General features: G+C 60.6%; 1 rRNA gene. It reads left to right on the top strand.

Annotation, left to right across the window (positions count from 1 at the left end):
- Positions 1-90 (top strand): 5S ribosomal RNA (gene rrf, locus B5F85_RS10495); the annotation flags it as partial.
- Positions 91-1,106: the final 1,016 nt, after the last annotated feature.

The raw sequence follows: 1,106 nt of genomic DNA, 5'->3' as shown, positions 1-1,106 counted from the left end.
ACCCGGTCCCATTCCGAACCCGGAAGTTAAGCCCCCGAGCGCCGATGGTACTGCGGAGTCAGTCCGTGGGAGAGCAGGACGTCGCTGACCAACAAGGGGCATTTTGCTCGATCGACTTGAAAAATTCTATATTGTGGGGCGTGATGGCCGAGTTGTCATCACGCCCCATTTGCGTTTGAGACGTCAGCCTTGCTCGCACCTCCCTTGAGCGGCGTGAAACACTGCGTACTCACTGCACGGTCCTTCCCGCGCTGCTCAACACAGAGACTTCCATTTCCGCTTGGCGATTGGCCGGGTTGCCGACTCGGGGCGGAGTTGATTTCCATGGTGCGGAACCGTCACGATATCGTTCGCGCGTAGTGGCCGCGCGAACTTATCGCATTCCTACCAAAGCGCATGTGAACATGCACATGCCGGCTAGAGTCCAGCCTAAGATCGCCGTCTCGAGCTTCAAGGTCCCCTGATGGGGATGTAATCGCTGCTCTTGTTCCCCAGGCACGTTCACTTCAGGCGCGAAGTCGGGAACTGGCGATTCTGTGACGAGTGTCGCCACGTCCTTATTCCCGTTTTCCGCCGCTGTTGCAAATCTCGTCAGGGAGCGGGCTGCCGCCGACATTGCTTTGTCGGTTTTGCGTATGGGTGTCAAGGTTTTAGGCGAAAACACGGGAGCATGGGCTCGTCACCGGTTCGTCGTGTCCCCAAGATCCGAGGGCTCATCGGGTCTGCGGGCCGTCCCGGGCTAAGGACTCGATTCTTCAGATCACCCGCTTTGGCAATTTGCCCGCATCATATGCGCGGGCTACTCGCCGCGTGCGCGATCGTGATTCTGGGCGCAGCCCGTCTTGGCCTCGAGGGCGGACGAAAGATTCTTTCGTTTGCCGGGTGGCCGTGTGCTGCGATTCCCCCCGGACGCCTTCCGACGGACTGGGGCGCTTCGGACCATCTGAAAGCCCCCCCGATTGTGCAGAAATCGTGAACCCGCGGATTCACGCCGCGCCGGGGCGCCGGGGTGCGTATAGTTATTCCCCGCGCAGCGACGCGGCCACGGCCCACGACCTGCGCGGGAGTACCTTGAGAACCGGATACTGCGATCGAGAGATCGACGA

It is taken from the genome of Olsenella sp. An293, assembly GCF_002159495.1.
Lineage (GTDB): Bacteria > Actinomycetota > Coriobacteriia > Coriobacteriales > Atopobiaceae > Thermophilibacter.
This window is presented reverse-complemented; position numbering and strand designations above follow the sequence as displayed.